The following is a 19,837-nucleotide window of genomic DNA, read 5'->3' on the forward strand; positions in this document are numbered from 1 at the left end:
CACCATCAGTTCTAGGTGACGGTGTTCCATCTGGGTTTTGAAATTGACTCTTCCCCTCCAGCGCGTCGATAACAGAATCCGATCTCCACCCAACTATCGAGGTCGCGTATTTCTTTAGGTTATCCGGGATTTCGACTTTTTCCTTTAGTCCATTCTCATATATACCGATTATCGGCTTTCCAAGCTGATGGGCGGCTTTAACTTCCCAGTTAACCCAAGGGCGCTGATGAGTCTCTTTTCCGATGACTACAATCACTTGGCTGGCCCAGCGCATTTTCATGCGTAAAAGCCGCGCGATGGTGCGGTCGCTAACTTTGTTTTGGTCAAGGCGTTTTTGGTTTTCGGGATTGACGCGTATAGAGCTATTCCTTAACTGGTACCCCTTGCTTGATAACATCCCAGTCAGGCCATCGACGCTGGCGTCATCCTTGTGATGATGACTTACAAAAACATTTTTAATTTTATCAGACATCGATTTTTTCCTTTCAGAAGAGATGTTCAGACTATCTCATAGATACCTTATATTTATGACAACCAGACGCATAATGTTTGGGCGCACACCTGGCCAATTTGATATATCCACGTCACGAGCTGAACGTGCCATATTTTCCTAATTGCCTCAATCAATAAACCCATTCTTCGTATGCCAGAGGCTGGCTTTGCAATACATCTCTGCTTTTTCGCCAACTTGGTAAATATCTATCCATTAGCCGCCTGAATTTCTCGTTGTGATGACGTTCATGCAGGTGCACAAGCTCATGCACGAGTATGTATTCGAGGCATTCTGGTGATTTCTTAGCAAGCTCCAGATTGATCCATATCCGGCGATCAGCAATATTGCAGCTACCCCATTTGGTCTTCATCTTCTTGACGCCCCAGCTCTGGACTTTCTTGCCCAAGACCGGCTGCCATTTTTCAAGAAGCACGGCGACAGACGCTTTCAGCTGCTGGCGATACCAATCATGAACTGCCCGCGCGCGGCCGTCTTTTGAAGTTCCCGGCTGGACATGCAACACCATCTTCGCGTTGTTATTTATGCTAACGAAATGGCGTCCGGGACCTTCGACGACCCGTAATATGTAACGCCGCCCCTGGTAGTAATGGCTTTCCCCAGAGACATACTCACGCTCTGTCTGACGCGGTTGCTTTCTCAACTCTTCTTGCCGCTTCCTGATCCAGGGCAGTCGGGAAGCAATGGCGAGGCGCACGTTGTCATCAGTGATATGGCGCGGCACAGAAATCCTGACCTTGCCTTCTGGCGGATAGACGCCAAGATGGATGTTCTTGATGTCTTTGCGAACGATTTCGACGGGTATGTTCGATACGGTGATCATGTCGCTACCGGTACTCATACTGGTTTCTAACGAGTTCCAGAATTTCGTCTAAGCGGCCATCATCGCCGCCCAGCTCTTCATTGATTGCCTCGGCAACTTCCCGCTCTTTAATCCGGTTGCCAATCCAGTCCGCCTTCTTCGTATGGCGAACGGCAGTGTCGATACGCAAAGCCAGTGACTCGTCCTGACCCAGATTGTCATACAGCGCCTTCTTGCCAGGGGAGTTCATCGAGGCTGGATAAGCGGACGGATTTATGCCTCCGGGATTGACCACCTGCACAGAGAGCTCTTTGACCTTCTGAAGGTACTCTTTGTAATCAATAGCCTGCTGGCGTCGCTCTTCAATCAGCGCCTCAAGGAGTTCAGACATTCGCTCGTAGTATTTTGGGTTCACCGCCTGCTCGTCGATGATGACCTTGCGCATGTTGTTCTCGATGGTCTCCGCCATCGTTTCTTCATCCGCTTTTATTGAGGCAGGCATCGATTCCAGCGCGCCAAGCCCATTCTTGACGATCAGATCGATTAGGCCCATATCCTCAAAATCGGCGACCAGTTCACTGTCTTCGGCGCGAATATAGGTGTCGAGCAAATGTCGCATGGCAGGCTCGTAGAGCTTCATATCGACGTAGTCGCCGCTGGCCAGCTTGATCTCTTCGCGAACCTTGTTGAAATGCTCCACGTCTTCCTTGACCTTGGCAGACTGCGCGCTCGTGTATCCAGCATCTTCTAGCTCGTTAGCCAGATTGGCGTAAGCGCGCAAGAGGCTTGCGACGGCCTTATACAGCGCTAAGCGCTTGGCCTCGTTTTCACGAAGATCGTCAGCCCTGGCGGGATCGCCGCAGAAATAATGGAGGTACTCCTTCTGTCCCCGCGGCTCCAAAACGGGTTCGCATAGGGCCTTGACGGTTTCGAGTGCTTCTTCGAGCTTTTCCCTACCCTTCTCAAGGCGGTCTGACAATAGCCCCGCCACATCGGCAGCCTCGTAGGCATCAAACGCGCCATTGGTGTAGTCACCCAGCGCACCTTCCAGCCGATGGAAAAGGTCTTTGTAATCGATGATGTAACCGTATTCTTTGTCGTCTCCATCCAGGCGGTTCACGCGGCAGATCGCCTGAAAGAGGCCGTGGTCGCGCATTTCCTTGTCGATGTAGAGATAAGTCGCGGACGGCGCATCAAAACCGGTCAGCAGCTTGTCGACCACGATCAGCAGCCGCATTTGCCCCGGCTCATCCACAAACTTCTTTTTGACCTGCTTTTCGAACTCCTCTGCCATGCCCATGGCTTCGTCTTCGGTCTTCTCGAAATACTGCGCGAGCATGCGGCGATAGATTTCGTATTTACGGAGCTTTTCGGTCAGTCCCTCGCCACTCTCTTCGCCTTTGATGTCGGCGGGGGATGGTTGATAGCTCGTGATGATGGCGCATCTCCCGGCAAGGTCTGTCTTATCGAATAGCTCATAGACCTTGCACGCCTGATAGATACTGGCACAGACAAGCATCGCGTTGCCGCGACCATCCATCAGCCTTGGCTTGGTCTCCATGTCCATCAGGATATCGTTGACGATTTGCACAAGCCGGTCCTGCGACGACAGGACCTTTTGCATCGTGCCCCATTTGAGTTTTAGCTGGGCGCGGGCCATGTCGGATAGACCCTTGGTCTTCAGATCAAACCACTGGTCCACCTTTTTTTGAGAGGTCACGTACTGATCGATATCCCGCGCCTCGTAGCGCAAATCGAGCACCACGCCATCGGCAACGGCTTCATCGAACTTGTAGGTATGAATGAACCCGCCGAAGACTTCGATGCTCTTCTTTTTATCTGCCTTGAGCAGCGGCGTGCCGGTAAAGCCAACAAACATGGCTGAGGGAAGGATCGCCTTCATCGCCTCGTGCAGCTTGCCCGACTGCGTGCGGTGGCATTCGTCAACGAAGACAAACAGGTTCCCCTTCGCCTGAAAATCCGACGGCAGGCTGGCTTTCAGCTCGTCGATATAGTCCTCTGTCGCCTTGTCGTCCTCTTCCTCGGACTGCCTGCCAAACTTATGGACAAGGGAACACACCAGCCAAGGATTCACCTGGTTCAATGTACTAATCAGGTCTGACCCGCTCTTGGTGCGGTAAATCTTCTCCTGGACCCCGGTGAAGACGCCTTCGATCTGCTGATCCAGCTCGGTGCGGTCGGTAACCACCAATACGCGGGCATCTTGGACGTTTTCGCGTATCCACTTAGCCAGCCAAACCATCGTCAGGCTCTTACCGGAGCCCTGCGTATGCCAGATGATCCCGCCTTCTTTCCGCCGCACATGATCCTGCGCAGCTTTGATCCCGAAATACTGGTTATGGCGGCAGGTCTTCTTGACTCCCGCGTCGAAAACGATGAAGTTGTGAATAATCTCCAGAAGGCGCTCTTTCGAACACATCCGGCTGAGCTGAAAATCCAGCGGATTGTCGAAGGTGTTCTCGACGTCTTCCTTCCACTGGTAATAATGCTTTTCTGATGTCTCGATCGTGCCGTAGCGCAGCCCTTCGGTATCGTTACCCGCCATCACCAGCTGCATGGTGGTGAAGAAGTTCCGAATGAAGGCTTTCTTTTGGTTGTCGAGGTTCTGGCGAATGCCTTCGCCAACGGAGACGCTAGAGCGCTTGAGCTCAATGACACCCAGCGCAATCCCGTTCACGTAGAGGACGATGTCCGGACGCTTCTTATTTTCTCCTTTGATGGAAACTTCTTCGGCAATGGCGAAATCGTTGTTCTGCGGGCTGTCCCAGTCAATCAACCAAACCGTCTGGTTTTGGTCACCAACGCCTTCTTTGACCTTCACGCCATAGCGCAGCAGGCTATAGACCGCCTTATTGGCATCATAGAGATGCTTACCATCGCCAAGAGCGGAGGCATGCTCAAGTTCCCGGAAAACTCGTTTGGTCAGGGTTTCACTGACGCCCTGACGCATGAGCCACCCCGCCAGCAGGTCCTTCTCAACGTTGGCATTGCCATCCCGCTCATGCCAATCGCCAAGATAGTCATAGCTCAGCACCTCTCGAAACAGCTTAACGATCCTGTTCTGCGTAGCGCGCTCTATCTGCCCGATCTTTGCCATGCTTTACGTTCCATGCATTCGTTCGTGTTCTATTTGTGCCACATCGATCAGACGTGTCCGTCCCGTCAGCAATTCCTGCATCATGCCTTGCTTGATCGCTTTGGCTTTTCGCAGACGCTCTTCTTGTTTAACAAGGTCTTTATCGATTGCATCGAGAACCTGTGCAATTTCCTTTTGCTCATCCGTCTCAGGGGCAAGAAATTCGAAATTTACCAAATCTTTCTGATACAAATGAGTGATCGTTGATCCAGCAGTGATTTTTGCCAGAAAGTCGTCAAACACTCGTGATCTCAGAATATAGAATAGAAATAGCGGATAAAACTTTTTATCTCTCGGCCTTATAACGAACACGCCACTATTGAGTGTCGCCGGTAGATCAAGATTTTCAACATACCCTACCTTGCCAATAGTCCCATCTTTTGTGAGAAGAACATCACCTTCTTTGAGCTGAATATTCTTATCTTGTCTATATCGCCACTCATCTACATAATGACAAGAATTCCAATTGACTCGGCCATTGACGAAATCAGTTCCGGTAACAAGACAAAAATCACCTGAGTCTAAATATTCCTTTGTGGTTAATGCTTGCCACCCGATCCTTGCGCTCAGATTGGCATCTTTCTGCATATTGATACGGTTCCACTCCCTATTAAACCCCGGCAGGCGTTTTTTTCCGGTGAGGAGCTGCTGCATGGCGCCGGTTTTGATGTCGCGCTTCTTGGCAATCAACTTTTCCAGCGAAACAATCTGTTCATCCACATCGGACAATGCTTTGGCGATCGCCTGTTGCTCGGTGACTTGAATAGGCTTTGGAAGCAGGAAAGACCTTATCTGCCCAAAATTGAGCCCTTCTCTGTTCCCCCCCGCCTGAAAACTATCGATCTGCTTTTGACCGATGGATGACAAGAGGAGATAGCTGACGAACCTCTGGTCCAAGGCTGGTTTAGTTCGGATAATGCATACATGTTGGTTGACGTTTCCGCCCATCAATGTCTGGTCTGCAATAGCACATCGCCCAATTGAAGCACCAGTTATGTTGAGAAGGACGTCTCCATTGCGAACTTCTGTAGCTGAGAATGACTGATGGGTTTCCTCATCAATGAATACGAGATCATTAAGCCTAAGCTGACCCCAGCCCACATTCTGACTTCGAACAAACGGGCGACCGTTATCTTGATAAACCGTTGAACCTCCTTTCGGCGTAATTCCGCTACCCACCTTGGTCGCGAAATCATTGAGAGCAACCGCGTCCCAATCTTCTGGAATTTCACCGATTTCGGTCTGCTTGTATCCCGGCTTCACCATGACAGCCCCATCTCCTTCAGGTGGCTTTCGACCAGATCAGTATATTTCTCGACCTCTTTGCTCAGGCTCGGCAAGGTTTCCGAGTAGCGTTCTTCGAGCGTCTTCACCCGGCCCGCGAGCTGCTGGGCCATGCGCTCAATTTCTTCCGTGATCGTGGCCTCGACGCTCGCAAACCACTTACGGTTCACGACGATGTCTTTCAGCTCAGCCTCTGCGTTCTTCGGGATTTTTTCGAAAACTAGCTTATCCAGCTCATCCTTCGCGGCCTTCACGGCTGACTTGGCTTTGGACTCCTGATGGACCAAGCCTAAACATTTCTTTAATGCCGTGATTTCGTCGGCGTCGCGGGTGACTTTTAGGCGGTCCTTGATTCCCTTCTGCGTAACCTTGCCCTTGTCGTTCTTGGCTTCTTCGACCAGCTCCTCTTCGCCACTGTTTTCCTCAATGAAGGTTTCCAGCTCTTGCGTTGCGGCCTCGTATGCTGATTGCAGCGCGTCGAGAGCCGCCTGCTTCTCGGGGAAATAGCGGGCGATTACCAGGCGGGGCGGCACGATATCGCTCTTGAAGCGCTTCTTGGCTTTACCCGCGCCGAACTCAAAATCGTGTTCTTCTTTGTAGACGGCCTTGCCATTCTTATCCTTCACCGGGACGAGTTGGCGCATAACATTGGCCGCGCCCCAGCCGTCTTGGGCGAGCATGTAGACATCGTCCTGCATGACTTCGGCCCAGTAGTCCATGAGGATTTGATAGATGTCGTATTTGCTGAGCAAATCGGCATTGGTGTACTTTGCAAGCAAGGCTTCAGAGATATCGAAAATCAGCTCTTTCGGGCTATCACCGACCGCGATCCCCAAAAGGCGCTCTTGATGATCGGACTTCCAACCTTCAAACAGGGACAGCGACTTGTCTTTGAATGCCGTGAATTCTTCGTGGCCGAGAATTGTCGCTTTGATGTCTCGGGCCTTGACCAGCGCATCAAAGTACCCCGCGCGTGATCCGTCCTTGAACAGCGTTGCGCGCAGGCTCGGGAAGACGCCCCAATAGTCTTGCAGGGCGTCAACGTCTCTCGCGGGTATCCCGCCGTTCAGATGGGCATCGAGATCATGGATGTCTTCGGGTTCGCTGGAATCGATATAGCGGGGGATATTGAGGTTGAACTCATTCTTACCTGCAATCTCGTCATATGGCACAAGGCGGGAATAGCGTTCCAGTTCCAACTGCTTGTTGAACACATCCACGATCTTGTGAATGTCCTGCGCGCGTAGACGGTTCTTGTTGCCGTCCTTCATGAAGCCCTTGCTGGCATCAATCATGAAGATCGGACGCTCGGCCCTCGCACCCGCCTTGTCGATCATGAGAATGCAGGCCGGAATGCCGGTCCCGTAAAAAAGGTTGGCGGGCAGACCGATGATGCCCTTGATATATCCCTGGCGAACGATATTGCGACGGATTTCCGCTTCAGCGTTTCCGCGGAACAAGACCCCATGGGGCAGAATGACCGCACCTTTGCCGGTGCTCTTGAGCGATTTCAAGATATGCAGCAAGAAAGCATAGTCCCCGTTTTTCTCTGGCGGCTCGCCGTATTCGAACCGCTTGAACGGGTCTTCGGCAACGTTCAGGCCGCTGCTCCATGACTTGAAGGAAAACGGCGGGTTGGCTACGGCGTAGTCAAACGTCTTCAGCCCGCCGTCTTTGTTCGTCCAGTGCGGTTCGGCCAGCGTGTCATCCTGCCAGATATCTGCCGATGGCGAGTCGTGCAGGATCATGTTCATCTTGGCCAAGGCGGCGGTGGCGTTGTCTTTTTCCTGGCCGTAGAGCGTCAACCCGTTCGGCGCTTCATCATTGACCTTCAAGAGCAATGAACCCGACCCGCAGGTAGGGTCGTAAACAGTCTCGTCCTGACGGGTTGCCCGTCCAATCCCCATAATCTTGGCGAGAATACGGGACACCTCGGACGGCGTATAAAACTGGCCCTTGCTCTTACCGGACTCGGTCGCGAAATGACGCATGAGATACTCGTAGGCATCACCAAGCAGATCGTCGCCATCGGCGCGGTTTTTTCCGAGGTCGAGGTTTTCGAAGATGCCGACCAGCGAGGTCAGCGTATCGACCATCGCCTTGCCTTTACCCAATCGATCTTCGTTGTTGAAATCGTTGTCCGGGTTTGAAAGCCAGGCCATATCGTTTGCGCTGGCCAACTTACCGACAATCTTATTGAGCTGATCGCCGATATCCTTTTTACCCTTCTGGGCAACCATATCGGCGAAGGAGCCCCCTTCAGGCACAACAATCGCTCCGAGTTTTCGGCCCGCGTACTTGTCCGAGACGTACTTCACGAAAAGAAGGGTGAGGATGTAGTTCTTATACTGCGAGGCATCCATGCCGCCGCGCAGTTCATCGCAGCTGGCCCAAAGGGAGCTATAAAGTTCTGTCTTCTTGATCGCCATGTGTATCTCGGTCCTTCCTCGTTCTTTTCCGGCTATCTGATGGGCCGACCGATGCGGTCGTCGTCATCAGAGCCCCTCTGCTCCGTATCGGCCCGGCAAAGCCGCTCGTATTCTTCAGTGCTCAACACCACAACGACCGCACGTCCGTGCTTCTCGATAATCACGGGTTCCGCGCGCGCGGTGTCAATGAGGCGTCCGAATCCATTCTTCGCATCTTTCGCTGACATGGATTTCATAGCGCACCTTAAAGTAGCCATTTGGTCCAATATGGCCAAAACCTCATTCGTGCGCAATCACAAACTGGCCAGTGCCGCCCCGCCGCGAAAACACACCTTCAAGTGCCGGCGGTTACCTCGCTGACGAGCGGTATCCGGGCTAACAATTCATCGATCGGCCCGACGGCTTTCGTGCTTACATGCTGAATCGCCCTCCCTCCCTTCCAGGCCGCCATGAACTGAACGGCAGTTTCCCTGCCCACATCCAGTACGAGCTTTTCCGGCAACCGCGCCTTCGCTGCCAGGTACGACAGCTGGTCCAGCGAGAGCTCCGTGATCGCCTTGGATCGCCCCAGCGTAAGCGCCATGTTGGCGTCGGCCAAGTAGGCGATCGTCGAAACAAAATCATAGCCGGGCGCGAGCGCCGCTTGTCGCCGGTCGGGATAGATCAGCGACCAATTCTTGAGATGCATATCGGCATTGCCGATTAGGGCATTGAAGACAAGGCGGCGGATGAACTCGGCAACGCCTTCTGCACCGGTTTCGGCCCAAAGGACCTCGGCAATATTGCGGTAGCTGGCCTGCTCGTATTTCTTCTCGGGATAAAGACCGAACACCTGCGCGAAGTCTTCGATATGGACTGCCCTGCCATCGTCCGTGCGGTCGAAGCGTTTGACCGCCAGCGCGTTGCCTTCCATACGGGCGACATCTTCCGGGAGCCCGGCAATTTGGCTAAGCGGGATCAATTGGACCTCGGGCACATCGATACCGATCACCCGCGCCAACTCCATCATCGCGTACTCGTTTTCCGGAACGCCGTCGAACTTCATCGAAGGGAGTTTGACGATCCAAGAACCGCCCACCCCTTCGGCTGGAATAGTCAGTCCGCCGGTCGCCTCCATAACGGCGGAAAATTTGAGCTGCACGCCCGCCAGCGAAAACCGCAGCATGGTTTCGCGTGAGACGTGGCCTGCCGCGGCCTCGCGGTCAGTTTCCGGTGGCCAGGCTTCACCATCGGCGGGCATTATGGTGATAGCGCCAGGTAGATCACGGCCTAGCATCCAGAGAAGGAAGAATTCCCGCTTGGGATTCACACCAGCTTTCTTTGCCAGATATTCGCGAAGCGCCCCTTCCGGCAACAGGTTGGAGAAGAATGGCGGTACGCGGGTGCGAACTGGCCGCACGTCGGTGATGAGTTCGCCCAACACATCCTTGAATGAAAGACTCAGGGTCGGACGGTCAGGATCGTCAATATAGGCTTGATCGAAGGCGAACAATGTCTGATCGCCCGGCAGCAGGGTTAGCGTACCAACCCGCTGGCCATACAGCGCAATATCGAGAATAGATACATCAGCCATCGTCGTCCTCATCGCCGAGTGCGTAGGCCGGGCGCGGCGACACTGCATCGCTGCCTGATACGGCAGTAAGACCGATGAGGCTGTTCACGGCGGGCACATGCTTGCGCGGCACCAGCATGACCTCTAGGTCGAGAGCCCGAGCAAGCTCGATTAGCGTTGACGCCTTCAGATCGACAGCAGCATTTTCGATTTTGGATATCTGGGCCTGCGGCATACCCGTAGCCTTGCTGAGCCCACGCTGACTCAGCTTTTTGCCTGCGCGGGCCGCTTTCAACGCCTCGGCCAGATATTCAACGACGTAAACCATGATATCGCCTGAGCTATCAACTAGTTAAACAGATATCGTTACTTATATCAGGCAAATGCCGGAGTAGTCAAGGAAAATGATGTCTTAGAATATATCGTTGCCCGTACCCGATATCCCAACCGATATCGGCCTGACGATTTCCAGAATGCCATTCGTGCTCCACAAGCGCATCCGAGGACGGCTCCTTGGTCGTGGCGCAGCGGCGAAACGCTGCTCGTGATTCAACGGCGACACGTTGGCTAGGATTGCACAAGGGCTCGGAGGCCCTTTGCTCGTCTTCAGGGGCGAAAACCTGGTGCGGTCCAGGCTGCACAAGCCTGACCTGCGGGTTCCAAGGGGCTGCGGGCTATGCCCCTTTTGGCCATGGGGGTTCTTGGGGGAGCTTGGAGGCTCCCCTCAAGTGGCGATGCAACGGCCAGACGTTGCTGGCGCTTCCCGGCTCAATGCCGGGACCAGCGCCACACCAAGCCCTTGCCCAACAGCCGGACTGGATAGCCGGGATGGTTTGGCTAGGGATTTCCGAGAGGGATGCAACGGGAGAGCGGAGCGTCTCCCTTGCCAAGATGGTGTTGTACTACAACACACATCTTGCGGTCCGCGCTAACCGATGAAATCGGTAGTAGAAGAATGCGGACCGGCGGCCTTTTCGGATTTGCACTACACACGCGGCAGTGGCCTGCGCTCGTATGTATGACAAAAGGCCGCCCAAAGGAAAAACCCGGCAGGTCTTGCGACCCACCGGGTTTTGACTCGGCAAGCGTTTGGCTACACTTGCTCTGTCTGCCGCGGCGGCAGCAGAAGCAATTCGCCGCCAACTGGGAAGGCTTCGAGGACGACCTTCGCACCGCCTTTGCTGTTGCGCCAGGCTGCACCGACCCGATGATAGTAGGTCTTCTTGCCGGACTCGCTGACGACGTAGGCGATGAGGTCCGGTTTACGGGATTGGGTTTGCTCGCTGTTGGACATGATTGTCTCCTTTTCTGGTTCTTGCTTCGGCGACCTGCCGAAGCTTCGAGCCGACGAAAAGGCGATCGTTACCTAGCCGCCCGTCAATCCCCTACACGGTTCCGGTGCGGGCCGGGGATTGATGGGCGGCGGCGATCGCCTAGAGTCAATCGATGCTTCGGATCACCGCGAAGCAATCAGAAAAAGAGTTCGACGATATTCCGAGAGCGGATTTATCCGGAATGGCGTGCTCGCAGCCGTTGACACGCCAAGATTCGAACGGGTCACTTCGGAGTGAGCTTTGGTTTCGGATCGGGAAACGCTAAATGTAGTTGCCTCAGAGTTGGCTCTTCCAATATCTCAATACCCTCTTGATCGTTTATTCCAAACGCCATTTCAAGAGGGCATTCGCCATCTGCATTCTCATGCAACAGATTGATATCTGTTTCGTCAAGGAAGTACTTCATGATATGTCGCACCCTGTGTGAACCTCCACCCACACAAATATGCATCGCATTGTTGCCATACTCATCTATTTGATGAATCGACGCCGGGGCTATCCTCAAGCACTCTTTGATGCCGTCAAAGTCCATGCGATAAGTAGCCAGAAGTAGGTCGGGAGGCCTATCCATATGCCCAAACCCATCTTTTAATTTCGTTTTACTGACTGGACACATAACGCGCGAACAACTCAAATGTCAAGAAATGCAAGATATTTTGAAGCCAAGGAAATAACCTCTTCGTTTTCTTCCTTCAATATCGAATACAGATTCGGAATTCGTTTGAGCTGCAGTGCTCTCGTGGCCATCTTTTGACGTGCGACGCCAATTTCCTCCCTGGAACCACTCCTCTCAGACCTTCCAATGTCTAGGATTCGGAAATTCTTTTCCTTGATAACTTTATTGTCTACAAACGACGTGAGATCGTTGTAACCAGAAACCGTGTTTACTTCTTTATCAAAAGAAAACCCATGGTCACTGCCTGCGATGGAACGCAAAAACACCATGTTTGCGGCTGGCAGATAAAAACCCAATTCCAAGTAAAGAGAATTTGGGTCAAAAAAAACCACTGTCCATGGACGCGATTTCCAATCCTCGAATTCTAACGGAATCTTGTAACCGAGATACTTTTCGGACAAATACATTGCCCTTTTATCACCAGCCAGCTTATGGTAGTCGGTTAACAAATAAACCCCAATTCGTGTTTTTCCATCGTTTTCCACAAATGCGCTCTTCCAATCCGCGTAGGCGTACTCTCTATGCATTGGCCTACAGAACTCAGCCAACTTTTCTGCCGCGTCATAAATCAGACGGATCTGAGAAAATGGCGGCTTAACCCCGCCTGGCCCGGCGTACCTTCCAACAAACCGATAGATCAGCCCAAAGAGCAAAGGATCTCTTATATATTGCTTCGTTACTTCACGTTTGATCCGACTAATTATTTGCAGGTAAGCGTCTACAAACTGCAACTTATTGCGCGCCTTTTTCTGATCTTCATCCAGAAAATCCCATAACTCGAAAAGAATCCTCTTAGGCGTCCATACCTTACCTTCAGGCGTCCGCTCTTTTACTGCAATCTTCTTAAATACAAAAAGAATGGGCGCCTGATACTCCGGCGATGGCAGCTCAGTTTTTTCTTCTTTCGTCCCAGTCATTCTGAAATATTCGTCATACACAAACCCGTCTATGACGAGTTAATTCTTTCACATCTGTGCTGCAGTACATGCCATGAGGTTGATTGTAATCACGGGAGCTGCAGCATGTCGAAGTTCGAAGATGATTTAGAGGCCTGGCAAGTATCGGGGACCGATGGTGGACAGCCGCTCGGCCTGCCGCGGCCAGCGGTCTGGCTAAGAGGAGCCGCCGTCACGATCGCCGAGTCAGCTAATTGGCTGTTGCACGCGTCGATGTACAGCCTGGCGAACCCAATCGGGTCGGACGTCTTCATCGTCGACGCCCTCGGACTTCCGGCAATTCCTCTGATTTCTGACCTGAGCGTCGGGAACCTGATAAACGGCACGATGGCTCTCGGCGCGGTCGGTGTCCCTGTGGTGGCCTGGTTTTTCCTGTTCACCAAACAGGACATCCTCAAATCGCGCCGCAAGTTCTTCCGCGATCCCCTCGCGAAGCTCGTCGCGGCGCTTCTGATCCTGATGTACCTGCTGGTCGTAGCAACAGAGTTCAGCGCTCTCTGGCTGCGGATCGCGGCGGAATCCCACACCGGGCCAATCCCCAACATGTCGGCACACGCCACGGGAACCTGGCCCCTCGTCATCATGAGTATTGCCGTCGTCGTCACCAACCTCGGAATCGGCGCTGCCACAGCTAACGTCTACCGCGCCATCAAGGACGCAAGGAGCCCGGCATGAAAACCGCAAATCTGTTCGCCTGCGTGGCGATGCTGGCGAGCACGCTGGCTGCCGCCGCCGAGCCGCGCGTTGCTATCGAAGTCATTGTCGACGATAGCGGCGTTCTCTCACAGCCCAAAAAGGCCGACGAGTACAAGTTGCAGTTGTTGGGGCACCTGAAGGAACTGCGCAAGAAACGCCGCTTTGCAAAAGCACGGATCGACGTCATTTCCAGCTCATACGGGCGATCGGTCTGGATCGGCACACCGTCAGACCTGAAGGGACCGCGGGCCGCGCCCCTGGTCGATGCGGTTAAGGTCCGCTCGGAGAACTGCAACAACCTGCCCGGGGCCTTTGCTGAGCTCGACACCAATCTGCAGATTCTGAAAAGCCGGGGCTATGACGAGATTCACGTCTACCTGTTCTCGTCCCTGATCCACACCCCGGTGCCCTGCTCCAAGGAATCGACGATCACGCTCCCCCAGCTGCCACCGCCGTTCGACATCAACGATGTCCTGACTTCGAGCGATGCGATCCGGACCGTTGCCGTCTACTGGGTCAATCCCCATCAGAAAAGGCCCTGGCTCGACCATCTCCAGACGACGGCGCAGTGGTTAAACGCCAAGGGCGGACGATTTGCGCTCATGGACATCGAGAACACCAAGTATCAGCTGAACAGCCGCTTGGAGGGGCTTACACGATGAATCGTTCACTCCTCGCCCTGGCGATTTCGGTTGCGCTCGCTTCGGCCAGCTGGGGGTTCACCGTGGTTGAGCCAGGCGTGCAAGCCAACGGCGCACCGGAGATCGTAACTCCTGACGAAAACGTGCGCTCCCTAGGCCAGGTTCATTTCGCTTTGGATTTCGCAGCGACCCGCGACTCCCTCTACGAGCTGAAAATCCGGCGGCATAGCTTGACGCTGCCGGACGGAAGGCCCGTTACGGCCTTAGCCTACGACAAGGATGCCAACGTGCTTGTCGGCGGGACAGACCCTGTCACACATATCAGCCTTGCCGCCGTAAATGAAACTGTCGGCGGGCGCGAGGCAATGGCTCTCTTCCACAATGGCAAGAGCGAAGTCATTGCTCCGGAGAGCAAAGACATTGCCGTCTTCGATCTATCGTTCAATCCGATTAGCTTCGACTACAAACCGGTAGGACAGCCAAGGGATACCAAGATACCGGTCAGTATCCTGATTGATCGCAGCGGCAGCATGAGCCGTGTCATGCCCGAAGTGCTGGACGCCACGCGGGCGTTCATGAAGACCTTGCCCGAGTTCACGCGCTGCGAGCTTCTAACCTTCGCAAAAGCGATCGAGCGCTTGACGCCGAGCGCCATTACACACCAGTTGAGCTGCCCCCGCAGCACGGCCTACCTGCCCGGCAAACTCAAAACCGGCGGTGCGACGGCGCTTTACGAAGCCCTGCATCAGAGTTTTCAGGCTGGCCAGAACCAATCCACAACGCCGAAGATCGTCGTTGTGCTGACCGATGGCGTCAATACGGCCACTAGTCACCACAGCAAAGCATCTCTTCTCAAAGAGAAAAACCACGCGCCTGCAAAACTGTTCGTCTTCTGGGCGGGCGAAGATGACCCGAAGCATCTGGACCAATTGAGCGACTGGGAAGTGATGGCAGGCGAAGACGTTCGCACGCAGCTCGACCGGTTCTTTCAGTCGATCGGGATATCCGTATCGGGCATTCAGACGCTCCGCCTACATACCGCGGGCCTGAGCAAGCCGTAAGGAACTTCGATGCAGACCAAAGCCCCAACATTCAGACAGCCCATCGCTAATCTGTTGCTCATTGGCGCGCTGGCCGGTAGTACCTGGCACTACTTCCCCGGATTGCTGAATCACCCGATTGGCCTCGGCGTCCTGATCGTTTGTGGGCTCGTTTGGCTCGGATCGATTTGGGACATATTTGACGCCGGAAATCACACGGCAACGCAAATTCGCCTCGGAACGCAAGCCCGGCAGCCTAGCGGTGAATATGGCCGCTCGCGCCTCGCAGCAAAGAGGGACACCGCCATCCAGGCACTTCGTGACCGCACCGGATTCTTTCTGGGCGCACTCGATGGAATGCCTTTGTTCTATGACCCCTTTGCCCGCGGGAATGGACATATGTTGACCTACGCCCCGTCACGGACAGGTAAGACGATCAGTGTCGTCATTTCGGCCCTACTCCATTGGGCACGCGGGTCAATCTTTGTGACCGACGTCAAAGGAGAAATCGCGGCGATCACCGCTCACTTCCGCATGAAGTGGCTTAAGCAGTCGATCGGCATCTTGAACCCATTCGGGGTGCTTGGCCTGCCTGCTCTTTCTTGTAATCTGCTGCAGCCCCTGCTGGATGACATCGAGCAGAACAACGGCGTCAACCTTCACGATTTCGCAACACTCGTCGGGCTTCAGCATATCCCCGATAGCGGTCACGGTGACGGTGCCTTTTTCGCAAACGGCGGACGCAGGCTGCTGATAGCTCTTCTGCTCTACCTTGCCGTCTTTATTCCCACGGAGTGCCACTTACCCAAGCTCCGACAACTGGTGTGGTCAACCGATGAAGAAAAAAGAAAGATCGCGCGCCATATGCAGGAGTGCAACTGGTTTGGCGGATTGATGAAAGAGTACGGCAACGCCCTCGCTGACATGCTCGACCCCAGCTATGTAAAGACGTATGGCGCTTTCCGTGATCACGCGATGGCCGCTGTTCAGATTTACGACGCCCATACAAGTTTCGGGCAATCGCTGATTAAATCCGATTTTCAGCTTTCCGACATCCTAGACGGAAAGACGACCCTCTACGCGATCCTCCCCGAAAACAAGCTGGAGACGCATGGCGCGTGGCTCGGCCTGCTGACCACGATGCTTTTCGAAACGATCGCTGCCAGCCCCAAACCGTCGCGAGTGATGTTTCTGCTCGAAGAGATGGGCAATCTCGGTCGGCTACCCAACCTTGAAAAAGCATTGAGTTTACTACCCGGCAAAGGCTGCCGGTGCTGGATGATCTTCCAGAGCCGCCGCCAGCCTGTGCAGCTATACGGACAAAACGTTGCGCAATTAATCGAAGAACAATCGAGCATGTTGCAAAGCTGGTCGATCCGATCGCTCGCTGACCAGAAAGATTGGAGCGCGCGCATCGGAACGACCACACGCAAATCTCATTCACTCAGCCACGATCCGGTCGACAAGGACACGCCGTGGCGGCTGAGCGTCAGCGAACGGCCTGCTGCCGTTTTGCAGCCTGAAGAGATCGGACGGCTTCCCAGGGACCGCCAGCTGATTCACATCGACGGGCTTCCGGTGATTTGTGCACAAAAGGTGCCCTACTTCGGCGTCCATCCGTGGCGATACCAAGCCGCTCCCAGCCCTCACCATCCGAACGGATTTCCAAAGAATGAGCCGATTGTTGTGAGGCTGAAGTAAATGCTGCGGCAATTTGTGCAATACAACAAAAAAGCTAATAAAGGGTTTCGTTTACGGTTTGTTAACTACCATAAGTTTATTATGACAATAGGAAAAATCTTTTCCTTTCTCTCGAATCCCAAGCGATGGCATCTTTACAAGATGTATATACGACTTGGATTCAATCAAATGCAATCAAGTTAACCGCAGCATTTTTTACAAAAGGTGGGTTAAAAATTGACGGATGACGGGAAAATACGCGATAAGTTCAAGTGGCACCACGATGGCCACGCGAACTCAAATACCTTACGGGGGCTTGAAGCCCTGGTCAGGCTGCTCGCGCGCCGTGCCGCCAAGAAGGACTTTGAAAGCGCCATCAGCGAGTCTACCCTTGCTGAATCGCGCAGCAAGCTGAGAAAGGACCCACCATGACGAAAATCGCGATATATGCTCGCTATTCGTCGGACTTGCAGACCGACGCCTCTATCGAAGATCAAATCCGGTTGTGCCAGAAGCGCGCCGTCAAAGACGGCTGGCACGTCGCCAACTGCTACACCGATCACGGCATCTCCGGCGCGAGCATGATGCGCCCTGGTGTTCAGATGCTTATGCAGGACGCTGCCGACGGAAAATTCGACATCGTTGTCGCGGAAGCGCTGGACCGCCTTTCCAGGGATCAGGAGGATATTGCCGGGATATACAAGCGCCTGCAGTTTGCTGGGGTGCAAATGGTCACGCTGGCTGAAGGCGAAATCAGCAACCTCCACATCGGCCTGAAAGGCACGATGAATGCGATTTTTCTCAAGGACCTGGCGGATAAGACACGCCGGGGCCTCAGTGGCCGCATCGAGAAAGGCAAGTCAGGCGGCGGAAAAACCTACGGCTATGACGTCGTCAAGAAATTCGACGCGAACGGTGAGCCAATCAAGGGTGATCGCGCCATCAACGAAGAACAGGCAAATGTCGTCCGCCGGATCATGCGCGAGTATGCAGCCGGTAAAGCACCCAAAGCGATTGCCCATCAGTTGAACAGAGAGGGGATCGTGGGTCCATCCGGCAAGCCATGGGGACCGAGCACGATCAACGGAAACCGTCAGCGCGGCACTGGAATTCTGAACAACGAGCTCTATGTCGGCCAGTTGGTCTGGAACCGCCAACGTTTCATCAAAGACCCCGACACTGGTAAGCGTGTCCCTCGCCTCAATCCGGTAGAGGAGTGGCAAAGAAAAGAGGTTCCAGAACTTCGGATTGTCGATGAGGAACTCTGGGACGCCGTGCGTGCTCGCCAGAAGGACGTTTCAAAAACGTCCCAGGGTGGTGAAAAATTCTGGAAGGTCCAGCGCCCCAAGCACCTTTTCTCCTACCTGTTGAAATGCGGGTGCTGCGGCGGTGGGTTCAGCAAGATTTCACAGTCCCACTACGGCTGTTCAACGGCCAGAAACAAGGGAACCTGTGAAAACCGCCTCGCAATTCGCCAGGACGTGCTGGAGAAAGCCGTCTTGAACGCACTGCAAAATCATCTGCTCGACGACGAGATGTGTGCAGCCTTCTGTGATGAATATACCCGGCATATTAATGAGCTCCGGATGGCTCGCAATGCAACCATCAACAGCCATCGCAAAGAACTGGAAAAATTGGCCAAGGAAAAAGCCAAAATCGTCGACGCAATCAAGAACGGCGTTCCCGCCTCCGAGATATTGGACGACTTGAACCGAATCATCGCCCGCCGCGAAGAACTGGAAGCGATCTTGGAGACAGCAGAAGAGGTCCCAGTCCTGATTCATCCGCAGATGGCTGACAGGTACCGCAAAGAGGTCCTGTCTCTGCGTCGAGCCCTGAATGATGAGGAGCACCGTGCAGAAGCGGCGGATCTACTGAGGAATCTCGTGGAAAAGATTGTTTTAACGCCCCGTGAGGGCGAACAAGAGTTGGCTATCGACCTGCACGGCGATCTCGCCGGGATCCTGTCGGTAGCAAGCAAAAAGCCCAAATCGTCCATTAAAAACGATTTGGGCCTTCAGCAGGATAAGTTGGTAGCGGGGGCTCGCAGCCTCTTTGACGACTCCGAGTCCAAGGTGGTTGCGGGAGTAGGATTTGAACCTACGACCTTCAGGTTATGAGCCTGACGAGCTACCGGGCTGCTCCATCCCGCGCCACCAAGAAAGATCGGGGATATAAATTCCCGGATCATAAGAAAATACGGACCGCTGCCCCCCTAAAAACATCAGGACATAAAAACAATCATGCGGCAGAGGTGCATAAAAGATATGGGGTTATAACGAACCACTATCAAGAAATCAAGGACATTCCGCCTATTTTTCTTTTCGGGCAGCCTCTATGCCTTCAACGATCAGCTTTTTCGCTTCCTCGGGACCACCCCAGCCAACAGTTTCCGACCATTTCCCCGTCTCGAGATCCTTGTAATGCGCAAAGAAATGTTCAATTTGCTCACGCTGGATCGGCCGCAGATCCTCATACGTGTCGACATTATTATAATAAGGATGAAGGCGGTCAGCGGGCACGGCAATAATTTTTTCATCCATGCCGGCTTCATCCTTCATAATCAGGACCCCAATCGGCCGACACGCCATCACAGCGCCGGGCTTGACCGGAACACGCCCCATCACCAGAACATCGACCGGATCGCCATCACCGGACAGCGTATGGGGAATAAAGCCGTAATTCGCGGGATAATGCATAGCCGTGTGCATAAACCGGTCGACGAACATCGCGCCGGATTCCTTGTCCAGTTCATATTTCACCGGATCGCCACCCATCGGGTTTTCAATGATGACATTGACGTCATCGGGCGGGTTAACACCGATACTGATTGCATTAATATCCAAGACAGCCCCCTTATTATAAAATTTGTTTGCGAGACTATATGAAGTATTAGCGATAAGAAATCAAGTCGTTTTTTCGCACATGCACAAATAACCGCAGCAACCACCTGAAAATATTGTTATATTATTACAATAATATATACCGTTTTGTTTAAATAGTACTATTCTCTTGCTCTTTTCTACGAATCGCTATAGGATGTACCTTATCCAATAAAGAAGAAGTTAGCGGCTTTGAA

Annotated in this window: 17 protein-coding genes and 1 tRNA gene; 5 read left to right on the forward strand and 13 right to left on the reverse strand. The window is 53.5% G+C overall.

Annotated features, from left to right (window positions below; translation table 11 throughout):
• The 11 genes from H6868_00035 to H6868_00085 form a co-directional block, all read right to left on the reverse strand.
• On the reverse strand, positions 1 to 472 hold a 472-nt coding region (locus H6868_00035; protein ID MCB9987707.1), incomplete at its 3' end, for a TIR domain-containing protein.
• 151 nt (positions 473 to 623) lie between these two features.
• Complete coding sequence (locus tag H6868_00040; protein ID MCB9987708.1) at positions 624 to 1,352, reverse strand: M48 family metallopeptidase; 729 nt, start codon at positions 1,350 to 1,352, stop codon at positions 624 to 626.
• On the reverse strand, positions 1,339 to 4,431 hold the full coding sequence (locus tag H6868_00045) for a type I restriction endonuclease subunit R (GenBank protein ID MCB9987709.1): 3,093 nt from the start codon (positions 4,429 to 4,431) through the stop codon (positions 1,339 to 1,341). The genes H6868_00040 and H6868_00045 overlap by 14 nt, the downstream gene beginning before the upstream one ends.
• 3 nt (positions 4,432 to 4,434) lie before the next feature.
• On the reverse strand, positions 4,435 to 5,736 hold the full coding sequence (locus H6868_00050; GenBank protein ID MCB9987710.1) for a restriction endonuclease subunit S: 1,302 nt from the start codon (positions 5,734 to 5,736) through the stop codon (positions 4,435 to 4,437).
• Positions 5,730 to 8,183, reverse strand: coding sequence for a type I restriction-modification system subunit M (locus tag H6868_00055; GenBank protein ID MCB9987711.1), 2,454 nt, complete (start codon positions 8,181 to 8,183; stop codon positions 5,730 to 5,732). Before H6868_00055 ends, H6868_00050 begins: the two co-directional genes overlap by 7 nt.
• A 32-nt stretch (positions 8,184 to 8,215) precedes the next feature.
• On the reverse strand, positions 8,216 to 8,419 hold the full coding sequence (locus H6868_00060; GenBank protein ID MCB9987712.1) for a type II toxin-antitoxin system Phd/YefM family antitoxin: 204 nt from the start codon (positions 8,417 to 8,419) through the stop codon (positions 8,216 to 8,218).
• 98 nt (positions 8,420 to 8,517) lie between these two features.
• Positions 8,518 to 9,756: a HipA domain-containing protein gene (locus H6868_00065; protein ID MCB9987713.1), complete on the reverse strand. Its 1,239-nt coding sequence runs from the start codon at positions 9,754 to 9,756 to the stop codon at positions 8,518 to 8,520.
• On the reverse strand, positions 9,749 to 10,063 hold the full coding sequence (locus H6868_00070; GenBank protein MCB9987714.1) for a helix-turn-helix transcriptional regulator: 315 nt from the start codon (positions 10,061 to 10,063) through the stop codon (positions 9,749 to 9,751). Before H6868_00070 ends, H6868_00065 begins: the two co-directional genes overlap by 8 nt.
• Positions 10,064 to 10,828: 765 nt before the next feature.
• Complete coding sequence (locus tag H6868_00075; protein MCB9987715.1) at positions 10,829 to 11,029, reverse strand: hypothetical protein; 201 nt, start codon at positions 11,027 to 11,029, stop codon at positions 10,829 to 10,831.
• A 263-nt stretch (positions 11,030 to 11,292) separates the two neighbouring features.
• Entirely contained in the window at positions 11,293 to 11,601 is a 309-nt protein-coding gene (locus H6868_00080; protein MCB9987716.1) for a hypothetical protein, read from the reverse strand.
• Positions 11,602 to 11,699: 98 nt separating this feature from the next.
• Positions 11,700 to 12,662, reverse strand: coding sequence for a hypothetical protein (locus H6868_00085; GenBank protein ID MCB9987717.1), 963 nt, complete (start codon positions 12,660 to 12,662; stop codon positions 11,700 to 11,702).
• Positions 12,663 to 12,767: 105 nt separating this feature from the next.
• On the opposite strand from H6868_00085, the gene H6868_00090 reads away from it, so the two are divergent.
• The 5 genes from H6868_00090 (at position 12,768) to H6868_00110 (ending at position 18,878) form a co-directional block, all read left to right on the forward strand.
• Positions 12,768 to 13,376 carry a hypothetical protein gene (locus tag H6868_00090; GenBank protein MCB9987718.1) on the forward strand — a complete coding sequence of 203 codons (609 nt, stop codon included), beginning with the start codon at positions 12,768 to 12,770 and terminating at the stop codon, positions 13,374 to 13,376.
• On the forward strand, positions 13,373 to 14,059 hold the full coding sequence (locus H6868_00095) for a hypothetical protein (protein MCB9987719.1): 687 nt from the start codon (positions 13,373 to 13,375) through the stop codon (positions 14,057 to 14,059). Before H6868_00090 ends, H6868_00095 begins: the two co-directional genes overlap by 4 nt.
• Positions 14,056 to 15,099 carry a VWA domain-containing protein gene (locus H6868_00100; protein MCB9987720.1) on the forward strand — a complete coding sequence of 348 codons (1,044 nt, stop codon included), beginning with the start codon at positions 14,056 to 14,058 and terminating at the stop codon, positions 15,097 to 15,099. Before H6868_00095 ends, H6868_00100 begins: the two co-directional genes overlap by 4 nt.
• A 9-nt stretch (positions 15,100 to 15,108) precedes the next feature.
• Positions 15,109 to 16,779: a type IV secretory system conjugative DNA transfer family protein gene (locus H6868_00105; protein ID MCB9987721.1), complete on the forward strand. Its 1,671-nt coding sequence runs from the start codon at positions 15,109 to 15,111 to the stop codon at positions 16,777 to 16,779.
• A gap of 407 nt (positions 16,780 to 17,186) precedes the next feature.
• Positions 17,187 to 18,878, forward strand: coding sequence for a recombinase family protein (locus tag H6868_00110; GenBank protein ID MCB9987722.1), 1,692 nt, complete (start codon positions 17,187 to 17,189; stop codon positions 18,876 to 18,878).
• Here H6868_00110 and H6868_00115 read toward each other — a convergent pair.
• Both H6868_00115 and ppa read right to left on the reverse strand, forming a co-directional pair.
• A tRNA-Met gene (locus tag H6868_00115) sits at positions 18,835 to 18,911 on the reverse strand. The two genes, H6868_00110 and H6868_00115, sit on opposite strands and share 44 nt — an antisense overlap.
• A gap of 159 nt (positions 18,912 to 19,070) precedes the next feature.
• Positions 19,071 to 19,604: an inorganic diphosphatase gene (ppa, locus tag H6868_00120; GenBank protein ID MCB9987723.1), complete on the reverse strand. Its 534-nt coding sequence runs from the start codon at positions 19,602 to 19,604 to the stop codon at positions 19,071 to 19,073.
• Between the last annotated feature and the right edge of the window lie 233 nt (positions 19,605 to 19,837).

The sequence above is a fragment of the Rhodospirillales bacterium genome, assembly GCA_020638175.1.
GTDB lineage: Bacteria > Pseudomonadota > Alphaproteobacteria > Micavibrionales > Micavibrionaceae > JACKJA01.